The sequence below is a fragment of the Citreicoccus inhibens genome (assembly GCF_019039035.1).
Classification (GTDB): domain Bacteria; phylum Myxococcota; class Myxococcia; order Myxococcales; family Myxococcaceae; genus Citreicoccus; species Citreicoccus inhibens.
Map to the genome: position 1 here is coordinate 236666 of NZ_JAHNZT010000005.1, position 17012 is coordinate 253677.

The following is a 17012-nucleotide window of genomic DNA, read 5'->3' on the forward strand; positions in this document are numbered from 1 at the left end:
TAGCTCTCCGGCCGCCGTTTCTCACGTCCTCTCGTAGGGAGTTCCATGTCACTCCAGCACTACCTCACCCTGGGTCGTTCCGGTCTTCGGGTCAGTCCATTCTGTCTGGGCGCGATGACGTTCGGAGAGGACCTGGGCTTCGGCAGCTCGGTCGAGACCTCCGCGGCCATCCTGGACCGGTTCATCGAGCGCGGCGGCAACTTCATCGACACGGCCAATCTCTACACGCGGGGCCACTCGGAGAAAATCATTGGGGACCATCTCGGTCGCCACCCGAACAAGCGCGACCGGCTCGTCATCGCGACCAAGTTCTTCGGCAACCTGTTCGCGTCGGATCCGAACGGAGGTGGCGCGGGCCGCAAGTCCCTGGTGGCCGCGTGCGAGGAGTCCTTGCGCCGCCTGCAGACGGACTACATCGATTTGTATTGGATGCACTGCTACGACATCCACACGCCCATCGAGGAGACGCTGCGCGCGCTGGATGACCTGGTTCGCGCCGGCAAGATTCGCTACGCGGGCATCTCCGACACGCCGGCGTGGAAGGTGGCGCAGGCGCAGGTGATGTCTTCCTTCCGAGGCTGGGCGCCGCTCATCGCGCTGCAGATTGAGTACTCGCTCATCGAGCGCACGGTGGAAGGGGAGCTCATCCCCATGGCGCGCGAGCTGGGGCTGGGGGTGACGCCGTGGTCGCCGCTCAAGGGAGGCGCGCTCAGCGGCAAGTTCACGCGCGAGAACGCGGGCAAGCTGAAGTCGGACCGGGGCGCGCGGCTGGATGCCTCGCTCACCGAGCGCACCTACGGCATCCTCGATGTGCTCCAGCGCGTGGCGAAGGAGCAGTCCTCGACGGTGGCGCGCGTGGCGCTCGCGTGGGTGCAGGGGCGGCCGGGCGTGTCGTCCACCATCATCGGCGCGCGCACGCTGGCGCAGCTCGATGACAACCTGGGCGCGCTGGAGCTGAAGCTGACGGACGCGCAGGTGAAGGCGTTGGATGACGCCTCCGCGCCAACGCTGGGGTTCCCGGCGGCCTTCATCACGGCCACGCCCATCTACATGCACGGTGGGCTGTCGGTGAACGGGGTGAAGGCGCCGCCTTCGCCCCTGATGGCGCTCCGCCCGGACGACGTGGAGCGCTGGTAGCGCGCGGCGGTGGGTCCGGAACAGTCCTCACGGGTGGCTTCCGCGTCGCGAGGATTCGGCGTTCAAGAGAAGACGGGCGGGGTGGCGCGGGCGCGAGGTCGCCCTGGCTTGATGCCCTGGCGGGGGTGGGAGGGTCGAGTGGTGGGCGAGGGGCAGGGCGTGGGCAGGTGGCGTGCACGGGTCCTCGGGCCCGTGCACGCCACGGAGCGAGGCGCGCGGGACGGTGCCTTCACGGGGGCCCGCGGTTATCCTCCGGGGCTCGACGTCATGCGCCCCCCGGAATCCGAGTGACAGACACCACGGAGTTGCATCTGTGTCACCGTTGCCTCGTTCGCCTGGAGGCGAGCGCGGGCGGGGTGGACCTGCCGCGCCGGGTGCGAGAGACGCTCCAGTCGCGGGGGCTGGGTGAGCGCACGCGCATCGTTCCCGCCCCGTGCCTCGGGCGCTGCCCCACGGGGCAGGTGACGGTGCTCGTCATCCCCGACTCCACCGGCCGGGGCTCTCACTCGACGCTCATCGACCCCGAGCGGGACGGCGAGGACCTCGTCGCGCACCTGGAGGCGAAACTGCGGCGAGCGCCGCGGCCTTGAGCAGCGCTTCCACCATGGGGACGCAGCTCGCCTTGCCCGTGCCCGCCAGCGCGTAGGCCGTGCCGTGGTCCGGCGACGTGCGCGGCACCGGCAGCCCGAGCGTCACGTTCACCGTGCGCTCGAAGTCCAGCGCCTTGGCCGGGATGAGTCCCTGGTCGTGGTACATGGCCAGCACCACGTCGTACTCGGCGCCCACGCGCTCCGGCTGCGCGAAGAGCCCATCCGCCGCGAGCGGCCCGTGCGCATCCACCTTCGCGCGCCGCGCTCGCTGGATGGCGGGGCCAATCACCTCGACCTCCTCGCGCCCCAACAGTCCGCCCTCGCCCGCGTGCGGGTTGAGCCCCAGCACCGCGATGCGCGGCCGACGGCCCACCACCGGCGCGAGGCTCCGAGACAACAGCTGGAGTTGCTCCGTGAGCCCCTCCACCGTGAGCCGCGAGGACAGCGAGGCCACGGGCACGTGGTTGGTGGCCAGCGCGATGCGCATGCGCGGACCATCCATCATCATGAGCACCTCCACGCCGAAGGACTCCGCGAGGACCTCCGTGTGGCCCATGAACGGAATGCCAGCGCGCGAAATCTGCTCCTTCGACACGGGCGCGGTGCACAGCGCATCCACATGGCGCGCCCGCATGGCGTCGATGGCCGCCGTCACGTAGGCATACTGCGCGCGCCCGCCCACGCGCGAGGGCTTGCCCGGCACGCGGTCCTTCGCGGCGAGCCGGGTGACCTCCACCGCCGTGGGGCCATGCACGCGGCCCAGCTCCTCGGGGGACGCGCGCTGGTAGTCGCGGAACTGCGGGAAGCGCTCCAGCGTGGGGCCGTCTCCAAACACCACCGGGACGAGCGCGCGGCGCACGGCGGGGCGCGCCAGCGCGGCGGCCGTCACCTCCGGCCCGATGCCCGAGACATCCCCCAGCGAGATGCCCACCACGGGCCGCTGGGGGGCGCTCCCCGCGCCGCGCGTCACAGCTTCACTTCGACGTTGGCCTTCGAGCGCAGCTCCTGGACGTACTGGTCCAGGAACTTCTCCGTCTTCTCCTGGAGCAGCTTGGACTCCAGCTTGGGCTTCATCTCGTCGTAGGAGGAGACCTTCACGTTGCGGCGCTCCTCCACCTTCAGGATGTGCCAGCCGAAGTTGGTGCGGATGGGCTCGCTCACCTCGCCGTCCTTCAGCGTGAAGGCGGCCTTCTCGAAGGCGGCCACCATCACGCCGCGCTTGAAGAAGCCCAGGTCACCACCATCCGCCGCGCTCGGGCCCTCGCTGCGCGCGCGCGCGAGCGCCGAGAAGTCCATGCCGGGACGCCGGGCCTCCTGCGCGATGCCCTCGGCCTTCTTGCGCGCGGCCTCCACCACCTCGGGCGTGGCCTTGGCGTCCACCTGCACGAGGATGTGGCGGGCGTGGACCTCGGTGTCCTCGCCCTCCAGCCGCGAGTACTGCGCGTAGGCGGCCTTGAGGTCCTCCTCGGTCACCTTGACCTTGGGGCCCACCTTCATTCGCAGCAGGCGGTCTCGCAGGATGCGCTTGCGCATCATGTCCCGGTAGCGGGGCATGGTGAGGCCCTCGCCGGCGAGGAGCTGCTCGAACTGGGCCGCGTCCGTGATGTTGTTCTGCTTGCGGACGTCGGCCACCAGCTCCTCGACCTCGGCGTCCGTGGCGGTGATGCCGAGCTGCTGGATTTCACCCTCCATCAGCTTCTCGCCGATGAGCGTGTCCAGCGTCGTCTTCAGCACCTGGCCGCGCTCCTCGGCGCGCTTGCGCGAGTCGCGCTCGGCGTTGATCCGCTGCATCTCCGGCGCGGCGCGCTGCTCCAGCTCCGAGAGCGAGATGACGTCGCGGTTCACCACCGCGACCACCTTGTCCACCAGCTCCGCGCGCGCGGCCGTCGGGCCCGCCAGGAGCGCCACCGCCGCCATGAACGCCAACAGCTTCTTCATCTCAAGTCCTCGCCATCATCAGGCCGGTAACCCAGACCCGAACAATCAATCACCCGTGGCCGCGTGCGGCGTGGGCCGCCCGCGGATGGCCTGCAGCGAGGCCTCGTTCACCCAGACCTGCGCCTTGTCCCGCAGGTCCTTTTCGAAGGCTTCCTGGGCTTGCGACCGCTTCTCCTCCAGCACCCGGGTCTCCACCACCTGCCGCACCTCCGCGAACTCGCGCTTGCGGGCCGGCTTGCGCTCCAACACCTTGAACAGGTGATAGCCGTACTCGGTGGAGACCACGTCCGAAACCTGCCCCACCCCCAGCTTGAATACCACTTCGTCGAACGCGGGCGGCATCTGGCCTCGGGGGAAGAACCCCAGGTCGCCTCCCACCTTGGCGTCCGCGCTCAGCGAGTACCTGCGCGCCAGGTCCGAGAACTTCTTTCCGGACTTGAGCTGCGCCTGGAGCCGGCGGGCCTCATCCAGGCCCTTCACCACGATTTGCGCGGCGTGGACCTCCTCGGGCTCGTGGAAGTCCGCCTCACGGGTGGCATAGAAGGCGCGCAGCTCCTCCTCCGTCACCGCCACGCGCGAGTACACGTGATGGGTGAACAGCTTCTCGATGGTGAGCCGGCTCGTCTCGCGGGCACGCAGCTCGGACATGGAGAGCTGGCCCTGGGCCAACACCTCGTTGAAGTTGCCCGCCGGGTAGTCGCCCGACAGCCGGAGCACGCCTCGGTCCACCTCTTCGGGCGTCACCGCGACGTTGTTCTGCCGGGCCGCCTGGAGCAGCAGCATCCGCTTCACCAGCGTGTCCACCAGCGCCCGCTTGAAGGGCTCCACCTCTTCCGGAGTGCGCTCGGGGCCCTCGGTGGAGGCCAGCTCGCGGGACAGCTCCTGCTCGAAGTCGGTGCGGTTGAGCACCTCGCCGTTCACGGTGGCCACCACGGACGGGTCCGGGGCCTCCTGCGAGGGCTTGTGGCAACCGGCCAGGCCGGCGCCCAGGACCAGGGTGGACCACAGCAGCCAGGAGGTGGGGGCAAAGGCGGGGCGCATGCGCGGAGGCCTCGGGGTGGGGGAGGACAAAGTCCCCCCGAAGGTGGTGCCGGGAAGGCGAGCTGGCAAGCGGGGGCTCACGGTGGGGGTACCGTTCCGGGCGGTGGACCCGAGGGCTTCTCCATGGGGCCGCCCACATCCAGGGGCACCGCGTCCAGCGCGGCGGTGTCCACCTTCAGCGACAGGCGGCGGGAGGCGTCCTCCAGGTACGAGGCCCAGGCGTGGGCGCGCTGCTCGCCCTCCAGGCGCACGCGCAGCCCCTCGCGCGCCTCCTCCAGGGGGACGTCCAGCGCGGGTCGCCGCGCGCGCAGCTTCAGCACGTGGAGGCCCGCGTCCGTCTGCACCACGCCGCTGAGCGCGCCCTCGGCGGTGAGCGCGCGCGCGGCGCTGGTCACCTCGGGGCCGAGCTGCTGGGTCAGCTCCGCGTCCGAAAGGAAACGCAGGTCGCCGTCCAGCGGGGCGGTGCGGGGCTCCTCGCTGAGCGTGCGCGCGAGCTTCCCGAAGCCAGCGAAGTCATCTGGAGCCAGCGCGAGCGCCTGGACGCGCACGGCCTCGGCCCGCTCGCGCGCCTTCGCCACGCGGGCCGCGTCCGAGCGGGGCGCGGCGAGGAACACATGGGACAGGCGCACGACCTCCGGGCGGGTGAAGTCCTCGCGGCGCGCGGCATAGGCGGCGTCGACGTCCGCGTCGGACACCGCGATGGCGGCCTCCTCCAGCTTCGCGCGCATCAGCCGGTTCACCAGGGCGCGCTTGGTGGCCTCCACCACCTCCGGGTCGTCCTGGAGCCCGCGGGCCAGGGCCTCACGGACCAGCACGTCGAAGCGGGCGAGCGCCTCGACGTACTCGCGCCGGGCTGGAGGCGACTGGTAGCGCTCGCGCAGCGCGGGGCTCATCTCGCGGAAGCGCTGGGCCACCTCGTCGGTGGTGACCCCGTCGCCGGACCAGCTGACGGCCGGGGGCGAGCGGGGGGCGCGGGTGTGCCGCAGGTCCATCACCGCGCGCCCGTCCGCCGGCGCGCGCTCGCACGCGGCGAGCGCCAGCAGGGCGAGGGCAAGGGGGCGGGCGGAGAGGGGCATGGGCGGCGGATTCCGGCTAGCACGGCGGGGGAGCCCGGACAACCGGAGGAGGGGGCACCCGGCCGCTCAGGCCCGGGTCGCGTGCGAGGACAGGAACGCCTCCACCAGGGGGAAGATTTCGTCCGGCGCGCGGCGACCCAGAATCAGGTCCGCGTGGCCGTAGTCCGCGCCGAAGCCGTGGGCTCGCCCGGCGACGAGGAACTTCACCGGTCCGCCCAGGTGCTCCTTCGCGCGCGCCACGGCCATGGGCGGGGCGAGCAGGTCGCGGCTGCCGGCCAGGAGCAGGAAGGGGATGCGCACCTGCGCGAGCGGCGGGCGGTAGTCGAAGCTGCCGTCGTGGGTGGTGAACTGGTTGGTGACGATCCACCGGGCGAACTGGCGCCCCACGCCGCCCGAGATGTCCGAGGGGACGTTGGCCATGGCGCGGCGGATGACCTCCGGCTCCATGTTCTCCGCCAGCATGAGGTAGCGGCTGATGGGGCCCGGGGGGGCGCCCAACAAGGCGATGCCGGTGATGCGGCGGGTGGGGATGGCCTTGAGGCTCAGCAGGGGCTCCATGCGGCGGATGAAGGAGCGCAGCCCCGGCTGCACCGCGAAGGTGAACGGACTGCCGAGCGCCGCCGCGGCTCTCACGGGCGCCTGGGGATTCTTCGCCAGGTGCGCGTAGATCATCAGTCCGCCCTTGGAGTGCCCCACCCAGAGCACCTGCTTGGCGCCGGTGGACAGCACGGTGCGCAGGGCGGCGCGCACGTCGTAATCCGCCTGGTCGTCGAAGGTGAAGTCGCCGCACTCGCCCGCGAGCCCGCGTCCGCGCAGCTCCAGCACCCAGGTCTCGAAGCCGGCGCGGGCGAGCGCGCGCGCCATGCTGTAGTGCTCGTTGAAGTCGAGGTGGAAGCGGTTGGCGGCCAGCCCGTGGCAGAGGATGACGGGCTCGGCGTGGCGGCGCTCGCCGCGCGGATGGTAGCGGCCGAGCGCGATGGCGGCGCCGTCGTCCGTGGGGACTCGATACAGCTCGTCGGGCCGGAAGCTGAGCGTGAGCAACCCCTCCTTGCCGCGGTCCATCGCCCGCGAGAAGAGATCCGCCATACGACCCAGCCGCGCTACCTGTCTTCGTGTCACGGGCGCGAGTCTACGTCCGACCCGGGGCTGTTGCCGCGCCGATTCCGGATGCTCGACACCCAGGCTGCCCCTGGAGGTGGGGTCCGCGCGGCGGATAGAGTGCCCAGGCCCGTGCCCCGCGAATCCCCCGGCTGGACTGTCTACATGCTGCGCTGCCGCGACGGCACGCTCTACACCGGCGCCACGAATGACCTGTCGCGCCGGGTGGCCACGCACGCGAAGGGACGCGGCGCCGCCTACACGCGCGCCCGCCTGCCCATCACCCTGGTGTGGAGCGAGCCCGCGCAGGACCGGAGCGCCGCGCTCCGCCGCGAGGCCGCCATCAAGCGGCTGACCCGGGCGGACAAGCTGCGCCTGCTGCCGCCGCGCGCCCGCACACCCTAGCCTCCGGTCCGAGGGATATGTCGCGCGGTGCCCATCGTTCTTCCCCCGTCCGAGCGGCCGGGGAGCCTGGCGCGGCGGGGATGGGACTGGCGCCCGCCCAATCGCTCATGGAACGCTGGCCGGTGCGGTTCATCGTGAAGTCGCGGACACCCTGCTCTCGAGGACCAGTGTGGTGCCTCGGAGGGCAGCTCTAGGGTTCGGTCGTTCCTTGCAGGGAGAAGATGTCCATGTCTCGAGTGCGTACGTCCATGTTCGTCGTGCTGGCGGTGGGCGCGGTTGGAATCGGATGCGGTGACGGCAACCATCTGCCGCGCATCACGGTGGGGCCGCGGCTGTCCCTCGCGGGAGTCTCCGAGGGCGGTGTGCGCGTGACGGAGGGCACCACCGTCCAACTCCAGCTCGAGGTGAATGACGAGGACGGCGACACGCTGGAGTTCAACTGGCGCCAGGAGCCGGAGACCCCGGCGGGGCAGTTCTCGGATCCCCACGCGCGCGCGCCCACATGGGTCGTGCCCCCGCAGAACGCGGACCATCCCGAGACGCCCCTCTTCATCTACGTCAACGTGCAGGACGGCAACGGGGGCGGCCTGTTGGGCCGCACCGCGCCCATCTACGTCTCGAAGGGCTGAGCGCGGCTCCTACGCCGCCGAGGCGGGAGGCGGCGTCGATGTGTCATCGCGGCGGGCCACTCGGCGGGCCCGCACGGCGAGCAGGATGCCGAGGATGAGGCCGACGCCCGCGCCCACCGACGCGCCGATGAGCTGGTAGCGCAGGAGCTCGTGGGTCACCTCCCGGACGACCTGGGGGAGGTTGCACATGGTCTGCGTGGCGAGCGGGGTGCTGTTGTACCACTCGAGGAAACTCGGGGCCATCAGCGACGCCACGAAGATTCCCAGCAGGGCAAAGCCGAAGATGAAGTTGAGGAACGTCTTCACGGCGGACATGGCGGCGACCTCCTCGCTCACTGAGCGGCGGGCCGTCCTTAGTATGCGCACCGAGGACACGCCAGGGGGCAAGCATGCTAAGGGTTGGCGCCGTGTCGGTCCTGCCCTTCGCCATCCTGTTCGCGGTGCTCGCGCTCGTGTGCGCGGCGTTCCTCTTGATGCATGCCTTCCGCCGCAGCGTGGGCACAGGGATGATGGTGCTGCTCATCCCCTTCTACGTGCTGTTCTACGCCTTCAGTCAGTTCGAGCACCCGCGCAAGAACCTCATCGTCACGGGCTTCATGGCCTGCTCGGTGCTCGCCGCGGTGTTCCTGGGCCTGGGCGGGCACGGCGTGGCCTCGGCCACAGCGCACGTGGCCCCCTCCGGCTTCTGAGCGGAAGCGCGCGCCATGGGCACCGATGACTCGGTCCTGCTCATCGGCGCCCGTTGCGCGGAGCACCCGGAGCGTGGCGCGGTGGTCACCTGCGCGCGCTGCGGTCGCTTCCTCTGCGGTGACTGCCTCGAGGTCCAAGCCGAGGATGCCCTGTGCGGCGCGTGCGTGGTGTGGCTGCGCGAGCAGGGTTCGCCCTCGCGCGCGGTGACCGTGTGGATGGGGGTGAACTTCCTGGGGCTGGCGCTGCTCCTGGGCCTGCTGTTCCCGCTGGGCGCCTTCGTGGGCGGGGCGGGGGGCCTGCTGTGCGTCAAGCAGGAGGCCCGGCGCGTGCCCGACGCCCGGTGGAACTCGCGGGCCTTCAACCGGGTGCGGGCGCTGCGCGGGGTGGCGCGCGTCAACCTGGGCCTGACGCTCGTCTGGCTCGTGGTGGTGGGGACGATGCTGTGGACGGCCGATTGACGGGCCGCGCTCAGACGCCGCGCGCGTTGGGTTCCCACATGTACTTGTGCATCTGCAGCTGGAAGCGCACGGGGAGCCGGTCGTCGATGATCCACTCGGCGAGCTGGCGTGGGTGGAGCTTGTCGAACACCGTGGAGAAGAGGACGCCGTAGGGACGGCGGGTCAGGTCGTGCTCGGCCACGAGCGCCCGCGACCACTCGTAGTCCTCGCGCGAGCCGATGACGAACTTGAGCTCGTCGCGCGCGTTCATGGAGGCGAAGTTGCGGTAGTCGTTGCGGCCGGACTCGCCCGACGAGGGCGTCTTCATGTCGACAATCTTGTGCACGTCCGGCGGCACGAGCCGCACGTCGATGGCGCCGCTGGTCTCCAGCAGCACCTTGAGGCCCGCGTCCAAGAGCGCCTCCATGAGCGGATAGACGCCGGGCTGGAGCAGGGGCTCACCGCCCGTCACCTCCACCATGGGCGTGTTCATCGCGCGCACCTGCGCGACGACGTCCGCGTTCTTCACGCGCTGGCCGCCGCGGAAGGCGAACTCACTGTCGCAATACGAGCAGCGCAGGTGGCAGCCAGTGAGGCGCACGAACGCGCAGAGCAGCCCCGCGTGCGAGGACTCCCCCTGGACGGAGAGATAGATTTCCTTCACCACCACGGAGTCGGCGGCGGGGACACGGCGGGGTTCGATGTGCGGGCGCGCTGCGGGCATGGTCGTACGGGAGCGGGCGCATCAAGCGCACCCGAGGGGGCCGGGTCAAGGGCACACCGGCCTCGCTGACGAACAGGAGGCGCGGGCCGTGGGATTCCCGGGACTTACCGCGTGGCCTTCACCCGCGCGATGAAGGAGTCGATGAGGTGCCGGGCGATGCTGATGGGCGGCGGGATGCGGGGCAGGTCATCCACCGAGAACCAGCGGGCCTCGGCGATCTCCTTGCCGTCCACGGCGATCTCCCCGCCGGCGTACTCCGCGGTGAAGCCCACCATCAGCGAGCGACCGTAGGGCCAGGGCTGGCTGCCGAAGTAGCGCACGTCGCGCAGCTCCAGGCCGACCTCCTCCTTCACCTCGCGCCGGACGGTCTCCTCCAGGGACTCGCCCGCGTCCACGAAGCCCGCGAGCGTGCTGTACATGGGCTCGGGGAACGTCGCGTTGCGCGCCAGCAGCATCTGGTCGCCTCGGGTGATGAGGACGATGATGGCCGGGGCGATGCGCGGGTAGAAGGGCGTGTGGTCCACCGGGCAGCGGCGCGCGCGCTCGCCCGGGACGAGCTGGGTGGCGTGGCCGCAGCGCCCGCAGAAGCGGTGCATGAGGTCCCACTCGGCGATGGCCAGCGCGCGGCCGACGACGGCGAAGCGCGCCTCGTCCACCCGCTTGAACAGGGTGCGGGCTGCCACCACCTTCAGGGGGGCGGGGAGCGGGTGGTCCGGCGGCAACGACACGGCGTAGCAGTCCGTGGTCGCGTCCAGGACGCCGAGGAAGTGCGCGTCCGCCATCAAGGTGGGGAAGCTCGCGCCGGTGGGGATGACCACCGCGCCGTCGCGCTCCTCGATGACCAGGTCCAGGCCGCGCGCGAGGAAGAAGAGGGCGCCATCCCGGGGGCGGTGAGGGGGCTCGTGTCCGGGCTCGAAGTGGGAAGGGAGGCTCACGGGCAGGCACCTTAACGGGCTCGGTGCGGACGTGCAGTGTCCGAAGCCCGCGTTATGTTCGCGCCACTCGACGTGACGGGGCGCATTGCGTGAACGACATCTTCATCCGGCTGGTGTGTGGCGTGCTCGTCGCCGTGATGGGGCTGGGCATGGTGGCCCATCCCCCCACGAACACGATGCAGGTGGTGGGCATGCTGCTGCCCGTCTCCATGCTCCTGAGCGTGGCCATCCGCGGGCTGCCGTGGCGGCGCTCCAGCTTCCCGAGGAAGCGCGTGCCGCCTCCGCCGCCTGACGCGGGGGGCTAGTCCTTGAGCCCCACGTAGATGTTCTGAACGTCGTCGTCGCCGTCGAGCCCCTCGAGGAACGCCTCGACGTCCGGGCGCGCCGCGTCGTCGAGCTGCACGGGGTTCTTGGCGAGCCACGCGAGGCTCTGCGCCGACACCTTCCAGCCCTGGCCCGCGAGCGCCTTGCTCACCGTGTCCAGCTCGGCCGCCTCGGTGACGAAGCGGGTGGCGCCCTCATCCGCGGGCTCCACGTCCTGCGCGCCGGCCTCGATGGCGGCCGTCTCCGCGTCGGTGCCGGGGGCGGGTGGCGTGGCTTCGATGACGCCTCGGCGGTTGAAGTCCCACGACACCGCGCCGCTGGTGGCGAGCTGTCCTTTGCGGAACAGGATGCGGATGTTGGTGGCGGTGCGGTTCTTGTTCTCGGTGAGGCACTCGACGATGACCGGCACCTGGTGGGGCGCGAAGCCCTCGTAGGTGACGAGTTCGTAGTTCACCTGCTCATCGAGCTCGCCCGCGCCCTTCTTGATGGCGCGCTCCAGGGTGTCGCGCGGCATGGAGGCCTTCTTCGCGGCGTCCATGGCCATGCGCAGCCGGGGGTTGTTCTCCGGGTCCGAGCCCCCCGCCTTGGCGGCGACCATGATTTCCTTCACCAGCTTGGTGAAGAGCTTTCCCTTCGCGGCCGCGTGCTCGGTGCGGCCCTTGTGCTTCCACTGAGCGCCCATGGGGTGTGCTCCTACTCCAGGTCCGGGCCTGGATTCATCCGTCTAGATGACGTTCACCAGCTCCACGTCGAAGACGAGCACCGAGTCGGGCGGGATGATGCCTCCCGCGCCGTCGCCGCCGTAGCCCAGCTCGGAGGGAATCACGAGCCGGCGCTTGCCGCCCACGCGCATGCCGGCGACGCCCTCGTCCCACCCGTCAATGACCTGGCGGCGCCCGAGCGTGAACGAGAAGGGCTTGTCCGACCCGGTGTTCTGATCGAACCGCCGGCCATCGGGGAGCCAGCCCGAGTAGTGCACCTGCACGACCTTGCCCTTCACGGCCTCGGCGCCGGTGCCCGTCTCCAGGTCCTGGATGTAGAGGCCGCTCTCCTGGCGAGACATCGCGGTGAGGTCCACGCCCAGCTCCGCCGCGTACGTCACCTTCGTGGGGTCGCCCGAGTCGGCGCTGGAGCCGCAACCGGGCAGGGCGAGGAGGAGCGCACACAAGGTCAGGGCTCGGAGCATCGGGCGGGGCCTTTTCGGGAGGAGAGGACGAGACGGGCGAGAGCCTGCCTGCGCGACGCGCACCGCGCAAAGGGGCATTCGCTGCTTGCTCGGACAGATGGGGGCGATTCGAGGGCTCCACGCGCCACTCTTGCTTGAAGCGCTCCCTCGAGCGGCTTATCCGTGCGCGGTCTTCCCATGTCCACGACACCTTCAGAGTCCTCATCGGCCGCGCCGGCGGGAATGCGCCGCTCACTCGTGTGGCTGATGGCCGCCGCCTCGGGCGCGACCGCCGCGAACCTCTATTACAACCAGCCCCTGCTCGGTGACATCGGGCGGGACCTGGCGGCCTCGGGCAGCTCGCTCGGGCTCATCCCCACGATGACGCAGGTGGGGTACGCGATTGGGATGTTGTTCATCGTCCCGCTGGGGGACAGCCATGAGCGGCGGCGAATCATCCTCATCATGTGTGGGCTGGTCAGTCTGGCGTTGGTGGCCGCGGCGCTGGCGCCGAGCCTGGCGTGGATGGTGTTGGCCAGCTTCCTCGTGGGCGCCACCACGGTGATTCCGCAGTTGCTGGTGCCCTTCGCGGCGCACCTGGCCCCGCCCGCCGAGCGTGGGCGCGTGGTGGGCACGGTGATGAGCGGCTTGCTCATCGGCATCTTGCTGTCGCGCACGGCGGCGGGCTTCGTGGGGACGCACCTGGGTTGGCGCGCGATGTTCTGGATGGGCGCGGGGCTGATGGTGGCGCTCGCCGCACTGCTGCGGATGACGTTGCCCGCGCAGCCCCCCGCGGCGGCCATGTCCTATCCGGAGTTGATGCGCTCGCTGGGCCATCTGGCGCGCACCGAGCCCGCGCTGCGACTGCACTCGCTGTTGGGCGCGCTGACGTTCGGTGCGTTCGGCGCGTTCTGGGCCACGCTGGCCCTGTATCTCCAGCGCCTCCCGCAGCACTACGACGCGCAGGTGGCGGGGCTCTTCGGCGTGGTGGGCATGGTGGGCGCGGTCATGGCGCCGGTGGTGGGGCGCTACTCGGATCAGGGCGGGGGAGATCGCCGCATCAACGCGCTGTCCATTGGCGTGCTGGGGCTGTCCTTCGTCGTGATGTGGGCGACGGGACACTCGCTGTGGGGCATCGGGCTGGGCGTGGTGCTGCTGGACCTGGGAGCGCAGGGCAACCACCTGTCCAACCAGATGCGCGTGTATGCGTTGCAGCCCGCGGCGCGCAGCCGGCTCAACACGCTCTACATGGTGTCGTACTTCGCGGGAGGCGCCAGCGGTGCGTGGCTGGGCACCACCGCGTGGGCGCGCTTCGGTTGGGGCGGCGTGTGTTCGGTGGGCATCGCCCTGTCGGTGGTGGGCCTGCTCGCGCTCCTGCGGGGCCGAGGCAGCGTGGCGCGCCCCGTGCCCACGACGTGAGTCACGGCGCGAGCGTCTTGTTCATGTGACGGTGGGGAATGCCCACGTCGATGAAGGGCTCGCCATGCACGGCGTAGCCCAGGCGCTCATAGAAGGGGACGACCTGCGCGCGCGCGTGGAGGTGCACGTGCGTGAAGCCTCGCTCGCGCAGGCCCGTTTCCAGCGTGCGCACCAGCTGGGCGCCCAGCCCCTGTCCCTGGAGTTGAGGCGCCACCGCCATCTGGAACAGGCGCCCGCCGTGCGCGTCCTCGGGGTGGAAGAGGACGCAGCCCACCACCTCGCCGGCGTCGTGCGCGATGAGGTGCAGGCTCTGCGCTTCGAAGGGGAACAGCACCTGTTCGCGCGTGTGGCCCAGGGGCTCGCGCAGCACGCGGAAGCGCAGGTCCAGCTCGCGGGCGTACAGCGGATGGTCCAGGTGGATGAAGTCGAGCGCGGCCATCAGAAGGTCCCAGTGAGCTGCAGATTGAAGGTGCGGCCGTACTGGGGCACCGGCGCGGCGGCGAAGTTCGCTCCCACGGGCACGGTGTATTGCGCGTCCAGCAGGTTGTTCACACCCGCGAAGTAGCGCAGGCGGCCGTAGTCCCCAGACACGCCGAAGCCGATGAGCAACGCCTCGCCGCTGGCGGCGCCGCCGGGGCCGCTGTGGCGGGCGCTCGCGTAGGTGGCCTGCGTGGCCACGCGCAGGTCGCCTTCTCCCACGGGCATCAGCAGCCGGCCCGAGGCGAGGTGCGACGGCGTGGCGGCGGACACGTCCTGCGAGGCGTGCCGCAGCGTCACGTACGAGTAGCTCAGGTCCACGAGCAGCCAGCGGCCCGGCTGCCAGTGCAGGCCCGCCTCCGCGCCCCACGCGAGCGTGGTGCCCGCGCCGTTGACGTTCACGAGGCAGGGCGAGGTGCCCACGGGCGAGCCGCAGCGCTGCGGCTCCACGCTCTCCTCCAGCGTGGCGATGAGGCTGGAGATGCGGTTGTGGTAGCCGGCCACCGTCACGCGCAGCTCGCGCGTGAGGTCGTGCGAGTGCTCGATTTCGAAGGTGGTGATGGTCTCCGGCTTGAGGTCATCCGCCGGGCGCTGGGTGACGAAGTTGTCCTGGAAATACAGCTCGTAATAGTTGGGGGCGCGGAAGGCGCGACCGAGCACGAGCTTGGTGAGCCCACCGTCGTAGGGCCGCCCGATGACGGCGAGCCGGGGCGTGAGCGGCACCGCGTCCAGGTCCAGGTACTTGTCCACGCGCAGGCCCAGCGAGAGCGAGAGGCGCGGGTGCAGGCGCCACTCGTCCAGCAGGTAGAGCGACAGGAGCGTGCGCTGCTTCGTCTCCAGCGCCGCGCTGCCCGCGGGCCCGATGCTCTTCTGATCCACGCGGAGCTGGGCCTGCCCCTCCATGCCCACCGAGAGGTGATTGCCCTCGAACAGCGCCAACCCCAGGCGCGCCTCGCCGGTGAGCCAGTCCGCGGCGCCAGCCTCCGTGTTGGGCTCGGAGTTGCCGTTGGCGTCCTGGTTGTAGACGAAGTAGCCGTGGTAGCGGCTGAAGTCGGCGGAGCCCCGCAGCGACAAGGTGATGCGCTCGGACAGCGAACGCTCGTAGCGGGCCTCGGTGAAGGCGCGGAGGTCCTCCACGCGCGTGCCAGGGACGCCCACCAACGAGTCATAGGGGCCGGTGGGCACGTTCTTCGAGCGGGCGTGCAGATGCGCCACCAGGGACAGGTTGCCCAGGCGCGCGCGCAAGGAGCCGGTGGCGGCCTTCTCTCCATCCAGGCCGGAGACGAGGTTGTCCTTACCTTCCCCCAGCCGCGTGGTGTCCGCGCCGACGGACTTCATCCCCGCGAGGCTGAAGAGGACCGAGCGGTCGTCGCCCTCCCACGCGGCGGTGGCATGCACGCGCGTGATGCCCAGCGCGCCCACCGCGCCGGTGAGCTCCAGGTTGCGATCCGGGCCGAGCGACTCGCGCGGCACCACGTTGATGACGGCGAAGAAGGCGCCGGTGCCGTACAGCGCGCTGCCCGGGCCGCGCACCACCTCGATGCGCTCCACTTCGTCCAGGTCCACGCTCAGGTCGTGCGCCGCGTAGCCCTGGCCGGCCCACACGTCGTTCATGGAGTGGCCATCCCAGAGGATGAGCACGCGCGTGTTGAGGTCGCCCGGCGGAGAGAAGCCGCGCACGCCCAGGTACGTGTACGTGCGGTCGTCGGTGAGGTACATGCCGCGCACGCCGGCCAGCGCCTCGGCGAGCGTGTGCCAGCCAAACGCCCGCAGCTCCTCTTGAGAGAGCACGGTGGTGGAGGCGGGGGCCTCGTCCACGGACAGCAGGCTCTTGGAGGCGGCGCGCACGGGCGGCGGCTCGTAGTGCAGGTCGGCGTGGACCTTCAGCTCCTGATCCGGCACCACGGTGACCTTCTGCCTCAGGGGCCGCACGTCACGGCTCTCCACCTCGAGCACGTGCTCCCCCTCGGGCAGGGTGACGACGGCGGGGGTGAAGCCCGCGGGCCTGCCGTCCACGCGCACCGCGGCGCCGTCTCGGGTGGCGGTGACGACGACGCGCCCCGTGGGCCGCGACTGGACGTTGAGGGCCACCGCGAGCGTGGCGCTGCCATCCGCGGGCACGTCCACCACGTACTGGCCCGGCGCGTGACCGGGCGCGCGCAGGTACAGCACGCGCTGCCCGGGCTGCAGCCGCAGCTTGCCCGGGACGCGGGCCAGCACGGGGCCATTGGGGGAGTCGCGCACCTCCGCGCCCTCGGGCGAGCCGGTCAGCTCCACGCCGCCGGTGATGAGGCTCAGGTCGAACTCGAGCGGGACCTCACGGCCGCGCGCCACGGTGACGGTGGACTCGGTGGGACGGTAGCCCTCCTTCTTCACCATCACCTTGTGGCGGCCGGGCGACAGCGCGAGCGTCTGAGGTGAGCGGCCCCGGCTGCCCAGGTCCATGCGGTCCACGAAGACGTCCGCGCCCTTGGGGCTGGTGGTGACCTTCACCAGGGCGACCTTGGGGCGCAGCCGCTCCAGCGAGCGCGCGACCTCCGAGGCGTCCTCGTCCGGCAGGTTCTCACCCAGCAGGTCGTTGTAGTAGCGGTACGCCTCGTTGAACTTCCCCAGCGCCTCGAAGCAGCGGGCGATGTTGAAGAGCACGTTGCGGTTGGGCACCAGGCGGTAGCTGTTGAAGTACGAGCGCAGCGCCTCGGTGTAGTTGCCTCGGGAGTAGGCCTCGTTGCCGAGCTCGAAGGCGATATCCGCCTCGTCCGCCGTGTTGTCCGCGAGCGCGGGGACGGAGGCGGTGAGGAACACGAAGAGCAGCCACGGAGCCAGACGGGACGATGACATGGGGCGCGAGCCATTCTTCCCTCTCCGCTCGGCCCGGTCCATGTTCGGTCCCGGTTGCCAGTCCGGAGACCGACCTGAGACGTAGGCCG

The 17012-nt window shown here is 70.8% G+C and carries 20 protein-coding genes; 8 read left to right on the forward strand and 12 right to left on the reverse strand.

Features of this window, described 5'->3' with window-relative positions; all coding sequences use genetic code 11:
• Positions 1 to 45 precede the first annotated feature (45 nt).
• Together KRR26_RS09375 and KRR26_RS09380 are read left to right on the forward strand one after the other, a co-directional pair.
• Complete coding sequence (locus tag KRR26_RS09375; protein WP_120207601.1) at positions 46 to 1137, forward strand: aldo/keto reductase; 1092 nt, start codon at positions 46 to 48, stop codon at positions 1135 to 1137.
• Positions 1138 to 1424: 287 nt separating this feature from the next.
• Positions 1425 to 1727, forward strand: a complete 303-nt coding sequence (locus tag KRR26_RS09380; protein WP_233577205.1) for a hypothetical protein — start codon at positions 1425 to 1427, stop codon at positions 1725 to 1727.
• Here the strand turns inward: KRR26_RS09380 and pdxA are convergent.
• The 5 genes from pdxA to KRR26_RS09405 form a co-directional block, all read right to left on the reverse strand.
• Positions 1651 to 2697 carry a 4-hydroxythreonine-4-phosphate dehydrogenase PdxA gene (gene pdxA / locus KRR26_RS09385; RefSeq protein WP_328707092.1) on the reverse strand — a complete coding sequence of 349 codons (1047 nt, stop codon included), beginning with the start codon at positions 2695 to 2697 and terminating at the stop codon, positions 1651 to 1653. The genes KRR26_RS09380 and pdxA overlap by 77 nt on opposite strands.
• Positions 2694 to 3665 carry a peptidylprolyl isomerase gene (locus KRR26_RS09390; protein WP_120207603.1) on the reverse strand — a complete coding sequence of 324 codons (972 nt, stop codon included), beginning with the start codon at positions 3663 to 3665 and terminating at the stop codon, positions 2694 to 2696. Before KRR26_RS09390 ends, pdxA begins: the two co-directional genes overlap by 4 nt.
• A gap of 45 nt (positions 3666 to 3710) precedes the next feature.
• The gene (locus tag KRR26_RS09395; RefSeq protein WP_217079635.1) at positions 3711 to 4706 is read right to left on the reverse strand and encodes a peptidylprolyl isomerase; all 996 of its coding nucleotides are present in this window, start codon (positions 4704 to 4706) and stop codon (positions 3711 to 3713) included.
• A 77-nt stretch (positions 4707 to 4783) separates the two neighbouring features.
• The gene (locus KRR26_RS09400; RefSeq protein ID WP_120207607.1) at positions 4784 to 5782 is read right to left on the reverse strand and encodes a peptidylprolyl isomerase; all 999 of its coding nucleotides are present in this window, start codon (positions 5780 to 5782) and stop codon (positions 4784 to 4786) included.
• Between the two features lie 66 nt (positions 5783 to 5848).
• Complete coding sequence (locus KRR26_RS09405) at positions 5849 to 6868, reverse strand: alpha/beta fold hydrolase (RefSeq protein ID WP_217079636.1); 1020 nt, start codon at positions 6866 to 6868, stop codon at positions 5849 to 5851.
• Positions 6869 to 7045: 177 nt separating this feature from the next.
• Here KRR26_RS09405 and KRR26_RS09410 point away from each other — a divergent pair, with 177 nt between their 5' ends.
• Entirely contained in the window at positions 7046 to 7285 is a 240-nt protein-coding gene (locus KRR26_RS09410) for a GIY-YIG nuclease family protein (protein WP_233577230.1), read from the forward strand.
• Positions 7286 to 7512: 227 nt separating this feature from the next.
• A complete protein-coding gene (locus tag KRR26_RS09415) occupies positions 7513 to 7914 on the forward strand; it encodes a hypothetical protein (RefSeq protein ID WP_120207711.1) in 402 nt (133 codons plus the stop codon).
• A gap of 9 nt (positions 7915 to 7923) precedes the next feature.
• Here KRR26_RS09415 and KRR26_RS09420 read toward each other — a convergent pair whose 3' ends face one another.
• Positions 7924 to 8229 (reverse strand): hypothetical protein, encoded by a 306-nt coding sequence (locus tag KRR26_RS09420; protein ID WP_217079637.1) that lies wholly within the window; start codon positions 8227 to 8229, stop codon positions 7924 to 7926.
• Positions 8230 to 8321: 92 nt separating this feature from the next.
• Here KRR26_RS09420 and KRR26_RS09425 point away from each other — a divergent pair, with 92 nt between their 5' ends.
• Together KRR26_RS09425 and KRR26_RS09430 are read left to right on the forward strand one after the other, a co-directional pair.
• Positions 8322 to 8603 (forward strand): hypothetical protein, encoded by a 282-nt coding sequence (locus tag KRR26_RS09425; protein WP_328707093.1) that lies wholly within the window; start codon positions 8322 to 8324, stop codon positions 8601 to 8603.
• 15 nt (positions 8604 to 8618) lie between these two features.
• Positions 8619 to 9062 carry a hypothetical protein gene (locus KRR26_RS09430; protein WP_217079639.1) on the forward strand — a complete coding sequence of 148 codons (444 nt, stop codon included), beginning with the start codon at positions 8619 to 8621 and terminating at the stop codon, positions 9060 to 9062.
• A 10-nt stretch (positions 9063 to 9072) separates the two neighbouring features.
• Here KRR26_RS09430 and KRR26_RS09435 read toward each other — a convergent pair whose 3' ends face one another.
• Both KRR26_RS09435 and nudC read right to left on the reverse strand, forming a co-directional pair.
• The gene (locus tag KRR26_RS09435) at positions 9073 to 9765 is read right to left on the reverse strand and encodes a radical SAM protein (RefSeq protein WP_217079640.1); all 693 of its coding nucleotides are present in this window, start codon (positions 9763 to 9765) and stop codon (positions 9073 to 9075) included.
• A gap of 104 nt (positions 9766 to 9869) precedes the next feature.
• The gene (gene nudC / locus KRR26_RS09440) at positions 9870 to 10700 is read right to left on the reverse strand and encodes an NAD(+) diphosphatase (protein WP_217079641.1); all 831 of its coding nucleotides are present in this window, start codon (positions 10698 to 10700) and stop codon (positions 9870 to 9872) included.
• A gap of 89 nt (positions 10701 to 10789) precedes the next feature.
• On the opposite strand from nudC, the gene KRR26_RS09445 reads away from it, so the two are divergent.
• Positions 10790 to 11005, forward strand: a complete 216-nt coding sequence (locus KRR26_RS09445) for a hypothetical protein (RefSeq protein WP_120207620.1) — start codon at positions 10790 to 10792, stop codon at positions 11003 to 11005.
• Here the strand turns inward: KRR26_RS09445 and KRR26_RS09450 are convergent.
• Together KRR26_RS09450 and KRR26_RS09455 are read right to left on the reverse strand one after the other, a co-directional pair.
• A complete protein-coding gene (locus KRR26_RS09450) occupies positions 11002 to 11706 on the reverse strand; it encodes a YebC/PmpR family DNA-binding transcriptional regulator (protein WP_120207622.1) in 705 nt (234 codons plus the stop codon). The genes KRR26_RS09445 and KRR26_RS09450 overlap by 4 nt on opposite strands.
• Before the next feature lie 42 nt (positions 11707 to 11748).
• Positions 11749 to 12210: an FKBP-type peptidyl-prolyl cis-trans isomerase gene (locus tag KRR26_RS09455; RefSeq protein WP_120207624.1), complete on the reverse strand. Its 462-nt coding sequence runs from the start codon at positions 12208 to 12210 to the stop codon at positions 11749 to 11751.
• A 222-nt stretch (positions 12211 to 12432) separates the two neighbouring features.
• On the opposite strand from KRR26_RS09455, the gene KRR26_RS09460 reads away from it, so the two are divergent.
• Positions 12433 to 13608 (forward strand): MFS transporter, encoded by a 1176-nt coding sequence (locus tag KRR26_RS09460; RefSeq protein WP_236068434.1) that lies wholly within the window; start codon positions 12433 to 12435, stop codon positions 13606 to 13608.
• A gap of 1 nt (position 13609) precedes the next feature.
• On the opposite strand, the gene KRR26_RS09465 is transcribed toward KRR26_RS09460, so the two are convergent.
• Together KRR26_RS09465 and KRR26_RS09470 are read right to left on the reverse strand one after the other, a co-directional pair.
• Positions 13610 to 14047: a GNAT family N-acetyltransferase gene (locus KRR26_RS09465; RefSeq protein WP_217079643.1), complete on the reverse strand. Its 438-nt coding sequence runs from the start codon at positions 14045 to 14047 to the stop codon at positions 13610 to 13612.
• Entirely contained in the window at positions 14047 to 16923 is a 2877-nt protein-coding gene (locus tag KRR26_RS09470; protein ID WP_236068435.1) for a TonB-dependent receptor domain-containing protein, read from the reverse strand. The genes KRR26_RS09465 and KRR26_RS09470 overlap by 1 nt, the downstream gene beginning before the upstream one ends.
• Positions 16924 to 17012: the final 89 nt, after the last annotated feature.